5 protein-coding genes and 2 pseudogenes are annotated in these 7,883 nt (G+C 62.6%); 2 read left to right on the top strand and 5 right to left on the bottom strand.

The window, feature by feature from the left end; genetic code table 11:
* Together EN984_RS14550 and EN984_RS14545 are read right to left on the bottom strand one after the other, a co-directional pair.
* Positions 1-829: pseudogene (locus EN984_RS14550) on the bottom strand (hypothetical protein); the annotation flags it as partial.
* A gap of 75 nt (positions 830-904) precedes the next feature.
* Entirely contained in the window at positions 905-2,203 is a 1,299-nt protein-coding gene (locus EN984_RS14545; protein WP_127267133.1) for an adenylosuccinate synthase, read from the bottom strand.
* Between the two features lie 208 nt (positions 2,204-2,411).
* Here EN984_RS14545 and EN984_RS14540 point away from each other — a divergent pair, with 208 nt between their 5' ends.
* Both EN984_RS14540 and EN984_RS14535 read left to right on the top strand, forming a co-directional pair.
* Entirely contained in the window at positions 2,412-3,317 is a 906-nt protein-coding gene (locus EN984_RS14540; protein ID WP_127267134.1) for a DMT family transporter, read from the top strand.
* 151 nt (positions 3,318-3,468) lie between these two features.
* Positions 3,469-3,937 (top strand): annotated as a pseudogene (locus EN984_RS14535) (DUF2231 domain-containing protein).
* A 56-nt stretch (positions 3,938-3,993) separates the two neighbouring features.
* On the opposite strand, the gene serA reads toward EN984_RS14535, so the two are convergent.
* The 3 genes from serA to EN984_RS14520 all read right to left on the bottom strand — a co-directional run bounded on the left by serA (position 3,994) and on the right by EN984_RS14520 (position 7,808).
* The gene (gene serA, locus EN984_RS14530) at positions 3,994-5,595 is read right to left on the bottom strand and encodes a phosphoglycerate dehydrogenase (protein ID WP_127383800.1); all 1,602 of its coding nucleotides are present in this window, start codon (positions 5,593-5,595) and stop codon (positions 3,994-3,996) included.
* A gap of 67 nt (positions 5,596-5,662) precedes the next feature.
* Positions 5,663-6,838: a phosphoserine transaminase gene (locus EN984_RS14525; protein WP_127383799.1), complete on the bottom strand. Its 1,176-nt coding sequence runs from the start codon at positions 6,836-6,838 to the stop codon at positions 5,663-5,665.
* Positions 6,839-7,043: 205 nt separating this feature from the next.
* The gene (locus EN984_RS14520; RefSeq protein ID WP_127267137.1) at positions 7,044-7,808 is read right to left on the bottom strand and encodes an outer membrane protein; all 765 of its coding nucleotides are present in this window, start codon (positions 7,806-7,808) and stop codon (positions 7,044-7,046) included.
* Positions 7,809-7,883 lie beyond the last annotated feature (75 nt).

Below are 7,883 nucleotides of genomic sequence, written 5' to 3'. Positions count from 1 at the left end.
GACCCGGGTCGACTTCACTGCCCTGCGGCGTCAGCCGCTGCGTGAATTTCGTGCTTTCGGCCTCCGTGCCGCCAGCCGCGGGCGCCGGAGGCGTTGCCGCGGCATCGGTTGCCGGCTTGGCAGGCGCTGGTTTCACCGGCTCGGTCTTGGCGACCTGATTGCCGCCAAGCCCAAGCATTTTGCCGAAGGCATCCTTGTTCAGCCAGATTCCGTAGCCGCCGCCGGCTACGACCAGAAGAGCGACGACGGCCGCGATCAGCCCACCATAGCTGCGCTTGCGCTCGGCGGGACGCAGGCGCTGGAAGGTGTCCGACACCGGCTCTTCGTCGCTGGAAAAGACATCTGCCTCGTCCTCCGCCTCGTCGGCATCCATACCTGGAAGAGGCGTGTCGGCGCGAGCCGGCTGGGAAGGCGCCGGCGTCGCCCTTTGCCAGCTCGGCTCGACCTTGGCGGCAGGTGGTGGCGCGGGCTGATAAGATTCAGGCTTTGCAGCGGGCGGTGCGGGCCAGGCCGATTCGGCCTTGGCCGGCTGCCGTGTATGGCTCGGCTGATTCTTGTTGCGATCGATCGATGAAAAGATGTGTTCCAGCTCCGCCAGCGGATCGGTCTCCGGCAGGCTCTTGGCATAGTCCCGCTCGACACTCGCGATCGCGTCTTCCAGCGAACGCATCTGCGTGGCTATGGCTTCGGCGGCCGGCGGCGGCGAATATTCCTCAAGCTTCTTCGCCAGCATGGTGCGAACGCTGGCATAGATGCGCGTACGCTTTTCCGGCGTCTCGTCGCCATGCTTGCCGAGCGCCTTTTTCAGAATAGCAACGTAATCTGCCATGCTTCAGTCGACCTGTATTTTGTTTCCGCGCCGGCCCCCGCAAATCGGCCGCGATGCCCGGAAAGGCTTCAGAAACTAGTCTTGAAACGGATCGGTCACAAGTATCGTGTCGTCGCGTTCCGGGCTGGTGGAAAGGAGTGCTACCGGGGCACCGATGAGCTCCTCGATGTAGCGGACATACTTGACGGCCTGGGCCGGCAGATCGTTCCAGCTGCGCGCGCCGGCAGTGGTGCCTTTCCAGCCCTCGAGCGTCTCGTAGACCGGTTCGACACGTGCCTGGGCGCCCTGGCTGGCCGGCAGATAATCGATCATCTCGCCGTCGAGACGATAACCCGTGCAGACCTTGATCTCGTCCAGCCCGTCAAGCACGTCGAGCTTGGTCAGCGCGATTCCCTTGATGCCGTTGACAGCGACGGCCTGGCGTACCAGCACCGCGTCGAACCAGCCGCAGCGGCGCTTGCGGCCGGTGACGACGCCGAATTCATGGCCGCGCGTGCCGAGGAATTCGCCGACCTCGTTCTTCTGCTCGGTCGGGAACGGACCCTCGCCGACGCGTGTCGTATAGGCTTTGGTGATGCCGAGCACATAGCCGATGGCGCCTGGGCCGACGCCGGAGCCGGCGGCAGCCTGTCCGGCAACCGTGTTCGACGAGGTTACGAACGGATAGGTGCCGTGGTCTATGTCAAGCAGCGTGCCCTGCGCGCCCTCGAACAGGATACGCTCGCCAGCCCGGCGCTTGTCGTCGAGGATCTTCCAGACCCGGTCCATATAGGGCAGGATGTCGTCGGCGACCGAGGTCAATTCCTGCATGATCGCGTCATGCGTGACTTCCGCATGGCCAAGCCCCCTACGCAGCGCATTGTGGTGCGTCAGCAGCCTGTCAACCTTCACGGGCAGTGTTTCCAAATCCGCCAAGTCCATCACCCTGACCGCGCGCCGGCCCACCTTGTCCTCGTAGGCGGGGCCGATGCCACGACGGGTCGTGCCAATCTTCGTCCCGGAATTGGATGCGGCGTCCTCACGGAATCCGTCCAGCTCCCGATGCAGGGACAGGATAAGCGCTGTGTTTTCGGCTATTTTCAGGCGATCCGGTGCGACTTCGACACCTTGCGCCTTGAGCTTGGCCACCTCGGCGACGAAAGCATGCGGGTCGAACACGACGCCATTGCCGATGATGGACAGCTTGCCCTGGCGCACGACGCCCGACGGAAGCAACGACAGCTTGTAAACCTTGCCGTCGACGACCAGCGTATGGCCGGCATTGTGGCCGCCCTGGAAACGCACCACGACATCGGCCCGCTCCGACAGCCAGTCGACGATCTTGCCCTTGCCTTCGTCACCCCACTGCGAGCCGACGACCACCACATTGGCCATGTTTCTTTTCCCTTGAGACGCCGCCAAGCGGCTTGAATATGGTTCGAAACGACAGGCCTCTATAACGTCAAGACCTCGCGAGCGCGACCTTTCTTTGCCGTCGAAAATGCCCTGAGGCACAACAATTTTCGGCTTTGACATCATTTACTTGGGCGAGTGACCGCAATAGGCCGGCAAACACCGCAGCTCCGGCGACTGGAATCCCGCGATGCATCGAAGCGCCTACATATTCCTGCTGCTCACCACCTTGCTCTGGGGCGGAAATTCGGTGGCCGGCAAGCTGGCGGTCGATCACGTCTCGCCGATGACGCTGGTCTTTCTGCGCTGGGTGCTGGCCGTGGCGATCATGCTGCCCATCGGCTGGAAGACCATCCAGAAGGACTGGCCGGTCGTCCGCAAGCACTGGTTCGTGCTGGTCGCCCTCGGCGCCAGCGGCTTCACCCTGTTCAACACCATCTTCTACACGGCGCTCAACTACACGACAGCGATCAATGTCTCGATCGAACAGGCGGCGATGCCGATCCTGATCATGACTGCCAATTTCGTCTTCTTCCGCCTGCGCGTGAACTGGGCGCAGATTGTCGGCGTCGTGCTGACCATCGCCGGCGTGATCCTCACCGCCTGCCATGGCGACCCGCGCCGGTTGTTGACGCTGGAACTCAATTTCGGCGACGCCATCATGCTGGTCGCCGTGTTTCTCTACAGCGGCTATTCGGTCGGACTGCGGTTGAAACCGGTGATGCATTGGCAGAGCCTGATGCTGGCCCTGTCGGTTGCGGCACTCGTCACTTCGCTGCCGTTCTTCCTGTGGGAGGTCGTCGCCGGCAAGGTCATCATGCCCGATGCGCGCGGCTGGACCGTCATCGTCTATACGGCGATCGGCGCCTCCGTCGTTTCGCAGATCTTCTACATCAGAGGCAACGAACTGATCGGCGCCAACCGCGCCGGCCTGTTCATCAATCTGGTGCCGATCTTCGGCACGCTGCTGTCGGTGCTGATCGTCGGCGAGACGTTCCACCTCTATCAGGCACTGGCTTTGGTGCTCGTGCTGGGCGGCATCGGGCTTGCCGAATACAGCGGGCGCAAGATGGCGGTGGCGGACCACCGCAGATGACATGTGGCGGCTGACGCTCTCCCCGTTGCAGCGATTCACGCGAACAGCATGGATCTAGCCAATGGCCCGGAAACAGCGGCATAAACCCTGCCGCGTCCTCACTTGGAACATTTCACCTCCAGCGGAGTTTGAACGGCAGGGAGGCGACATGATGAGCCCGAACCCTCGCAGCACGGCAAGCATTGCCGGTCACCCTATCCATCCCATGCTGATTCCGTTTCCGATTGCCTTTTTTGTCGGCGCCTTCGTTTGCGATCTTATCTTCTGGCGAACAGCCGATCCCGGATGGGTCACCGGGTCGCTTTGGCTTCTCGGCGCAGGCCTGATCGATCATGGCAGCCCTGGCTGCGCTTGCCGGCCTGACGGATGTTCTCGGCGATGTTCAGATCCGCAATCTCACGACGGCATGGCTCCATGCCGGCGGCAATGTACTCGTCGTGTTGATCGAGCTTTACAACTGGTACTCGCGGTATGCCGGCGGAGCGGCGGCCGTGATGCCAACCGGCTTCGTCCTATCGCTGATCGTGGTTCTCATCCTGCTGTTTACGGGCTGGAAGGGTTGGGAACTGGTCTACCGACATCGCGTGGCTGTCTCCGATGGATCCGACGAGTTGACCTGAACCGGCCGCCGCGGCGGCCGGCCTCAACGAGGGGGTCGGCGACCGCCTGTCCTCGATCACATCGCGTTGATGTCGAACTGCAGCCGCTTGGCCGAGTCGATCGACTTATGCGCCTTGACCTTTTCCAGCACGGCTTCCGGGAACGGCGCGTCGAGATAGAGCAGCGCTATGGCATCGCCGCCCGGCCGGTTGCGGCCGAGCTGGAAGTTGGCGATGTTGACGCCGTTCTCGCCGCAGACGGTGCCGAGCAGGCCGATGATGCCCGGCGCGTCGGCATTGGTGGTGTAGAGCATGTGCTGGCCGACCTCGGCATCGAGGTTGATGCCCTTGATCTGGATGAAGCGTGGCTTGCCATCCGAGAAGCATGTGCCGGCGATCGAGCGCGTCATGTGCTCGGTCTTCACCGTAAGCTTGATGTAGCCGTCGAACACGCCCGATTTGTCGCGCTTGACCTCGGCGACGATGATGCCGCGCTCCTTCACCATGATCGGCGCCGACACCATGTTGACGTCGGAGACCTGAGGCCGGATCAGCCCGGCGAGTGCGGCGCTGATCAGCGCGCGCGTATTCATCGTCGCGGTGGAGCCGTCGAACAGGATCTCGACCTCCTTGATCGGATCCTCGGTGACCTGGCCGACGAAGGCGCCGAGCACTTCGGCAAGCTTGACGAAAGGCTTCAGCCGCGGCGCCTCCTCGGCGGTGATCGACGGCATGTTGATGGCGTTGGAGACGGCGCCCTTGATCAGATAGTCGGCCATCTGCTCGGCAACCTGGAGCGCGATATTCTCCTGGGCCTCCGTCGTCGAGGCGCCGAGATGCGGCGTCGCCACCACATTCTCCATGCCGAACAGTTCGTTGTTCTCGGCCGGTTCGACCTCGAAGACGTCGACGCCGGCGCCGGCCACCTTGCCGCTCTTCAGCGCCGCGATCAGGTCGGCCTCGACGACCAGCCCGCCACGAGCGCAGTTAATGATGCGCACGCCCTTCTTCATCTTGGCGATCGCCGCGGCATCGATGATGTTGCGCGTCTTGTCGGTCAGCGGCGTGTGCAGGGTGATGAAATCGGCGCGGGCGAACAGTTCGTCGAGCTCGACCTTGTCGACGCCAAGCTCCTCGGCACGGCTGTCCGACAGGAACGGGTCGAACGCGATGACGTGCATCTTGAGGCCAACGCCGCGCGTCGCGACGATCGAACCGATGTTGCCGCAGCCGATGACGCCCAGCGTCTTGCCAGTGATCTCGACGCCCATGAATCGGTTCTTTTCCCATTTGCCGGCATGGGTCGAAGCGTTGGCTTCCGGTATCTGGCGGGCAAGCGCGAAGATCATTGCCACCGCATGTTCGGCTGTCGTGATCGAATTGCCGAACGGCGTGTTCATCACGATGATGCCCTTGCGGCTTGCCGCCGGGATATCGACATTGTCGACGCCGATGCCGGCACGGCCGATGACTTTGAGATTGGTAGCGGCGTTGATCAGTTTTTCGGTGACCTTGGTCGCCGAGCGGATGGCGAGGCCATCATACTGGCCGATCACTTCGGCGAGCTTTTCCTTGTCCTTGCCGAGATCGGGCAGATAGTCGACCTCGACGCCACGATCCTTGAATATCTGCACGGCGGTGGGGGAGAGTTTGTCTGAGACGAGAACGCGGGGCGCCATGGCGGCCTCCTTGAAATGGATTTGATCCTGATGGGAATGGGCGACCCGAAGGCCGCCGCGAATGATCTCAGGCCGCCGCTTTGAGCGACGCCTTCTGCGCGGCGAAGGCCCAGTCGAGCCAGGGCAGCAGCGCCTCGAGATCCGACGTCTCGACCGTCGCGCCGCACCAGATGCGCAGGCCGGGCGGTGCGTCGCGATAGGCACCGATATCGTAGGCGACGCCTTCCTTGTCGAGCACCGACACCAGCCCCTTGGCGAAAGCCGCCTGCCCCTCGGCGTCGAGCGCGGACACGTCCGGGTCGGTGAAGGACAGGCAGACGGACGTGTTCGACCGTGTCGCCGGCTGGACGGCGAGATGACCGAGCCAGGAGGATTTGCCGACAAAGCGATCGAGGACGGCCGTATTGGCATCCGCCCTGGCGATCAGCGCGTCGAGACCGCCGGTCGACTTCGCCCAGTTGAGCGCATCGAGGTAATCCTCGACGCACAGCATCGAGGGGGTGTTGATGGTCTCGCCCTTGAAGATGCCTTCGATCAGCTTGCCGCCCGAGGTCAGGCGGAAGATTTTCGGCAGCGGCCATGAAGGCTTGTAGGTCTCCAGCCGCTCGACGGCGCGAGGCGACAGGATCAGCATGCCGTGAGCGCCCTCGCCGCCCAGCACCTTCTGCCAGGAGAAGGTGACGACATCGAGCTTTTCGAAGTCGAGCCTCTGCGCGAATGCGGCGGAAGTCGCATCGCAGACGGTCAGGCCCTTGCGGTCCGCGGGAATGAAATCGCCGTTCGGCACGCGCACGCCCGACGTGGTGCCGTTCCAGGTGAAGACCACATCGCGGTCGAAATCGATCTTGGTGAGATCAGGCAGTTCGCCGTAGCCGGCTTCGATCTTGCGCACGTCGGCGAGCTTCAACTGCTTGACCACGTCGGTGACCCAGCCGGAGCCAAAGCTCTCCCAGGCGACCATGTCGACGCCGCGCTCGCCAAGCAGCGACCACAGCGCCATCTCGACCGCGCCGGTGTCCGACGCCGGCACGATGCCGATGCGGTAACCCGCCGGGACCTGGAGAATTTCCCGCGTCAGCTCGATCGCCTGTTCGAGCTTGGTCTTGCCGATCTTGGCGCGGTGGGAACGGCCGAGCGCGGCATTGTTCAGCGCCTCGACCGACCAGCCGGGACGTTTTGCACAGGGACCTGAGGAAAAATTGGGGTTTGCCGGACGGAGTCCGGGGTTCGTATGCGTCGTCATCGTGGTCTATCCTTCCAGATAGTGGCCCCTCGTTGGGGAGGGGTGGCCCACGGACGGCGATATGCGTTCAGACTTCGGGCGTCAAGAGGAAAGTTTTTGTCGCTGCCGGGATACCGGCGATCCCTGATCAGGATGTCGTGACTTCAGACGCAAACGGCGGACCCCGAAAGATCCGCCGTCTGCGTTTTCGTGCATGCCGTACCTACTACCAAAGATCGTAGCGCAGCCCAAGCTTGACCTGATGATTGCTGATCCCCTTGCGGATCGGATAGGAATCTAGGCTCTCGGCGGCTACATATTCGGCGTCCGGGGCGGAGAAATACTGATAGCCCAGGTCGACGGAAACGTTCTTCGATACCTGATAGGCGAGGCCCGCATTCAGCGTGTAGGCCAGCGAGTACTGGGTCTTGCTGTCACTTACAGCAAAATCGTCCGTGTCGTCGCCATTGTCGGTGAAATAGCTTGCCGACAGGGTGCGCTTGCTGCGGACGATGCCGATACCGGCGCCGAGATAGGGTGTGATGCCGACATAGGTGCCAAGATCGACATAGCCGTTGAGTATGCCCGACAAGGCGTAGTTCTTAAGGGATGCCGACGCCACGGTCGGCTCTGCGGCAGTCGCTGAATCGTCATAGCCGACGCCGATCTCGTTGCCGGGCAGATAGCCGAGATTGAGGTCGGCGCGCAGATAGTCGTTGAAATGGTAGCCGAAGCCAATGCTGGCAAAGATCGGATCTTCCTTGTCGCTGAAGGCTGCGGTTTCGGTGGCGAAATCATGATTGTCGAAGCTCTTCTGCGCCAGATAGGAGACGTCGCCGCGCAGATACCAGCCGGAACCGACCTCGACCGGGACGTAGTCGGGCGCCTGGTCGACATAGATCGGCGGATCGTAGTCGGCCGCGTGCACCGGCGTCAGCGGCAGGAAGGCCAGTGCACCGAGCGCCAGCGCCATACGCGATGTAAGTTTCATGGTCCCCGACTCCCGAATTTGGCGCAGCCCGCAATCGCAGCGGCAGCCATCGTTTCAAGGAGCATTGTTAACCAT

Origin of the sequence: Mesorhizobium sp. M7A.F.Ca.CA.004.12.1.1, from assembly GCF_003997835.1 — a bacterium.
GTDB lineage: Bacteria > Pseudomonadota > Alphaproteobacteria > Rhizobiales > Rhizobiaceae > Mesorhizobium.
The sequence above is the reverse complement of the archived record's forward strand: the minus strand, read 5'-3'. Positions and strand labels throughout refer to the sequence as shown.

Bases quoted from the DNA above. Each gene is read 5' to 3' on its own strand.
- EN984_RS14545 (WP_127267133.1), bottom strand. From the start codon at position 2,203: ATGGCCAATGTGGTGGTCGTCGGCTCGCAGTGGGGTGACGAAGGCAAG.
- serA (WP_127383800.1), bottom strand. From the start codon at position 5,595: ATGGCGCCCCGCGTTCTCGTCTCAGACAAACTCTCCCCCACCGCCGTG.
- EN984_RS14540 (WP_127267134.1), top strand. From the start codon at position 2,412: ATGCATCGAAGCGCCTACATATTCCTGCTGCTCACCACCTTGCTCTGG.
- EN984_RS14520 (WP_127267137.1), bottom strand. From the start codon at position 7,808: ATGAAACTTACATCGCGTATGGCGCTGGCGCTCGGTGCACTGGCCTTC.
- EN984_RS14525 (WP_127383799.1), bottom strand. From the start codon at position 6,838: ATGACGACGCATACGAACCCCGGACTCCGTCCGGCAAACCCCAATTTT.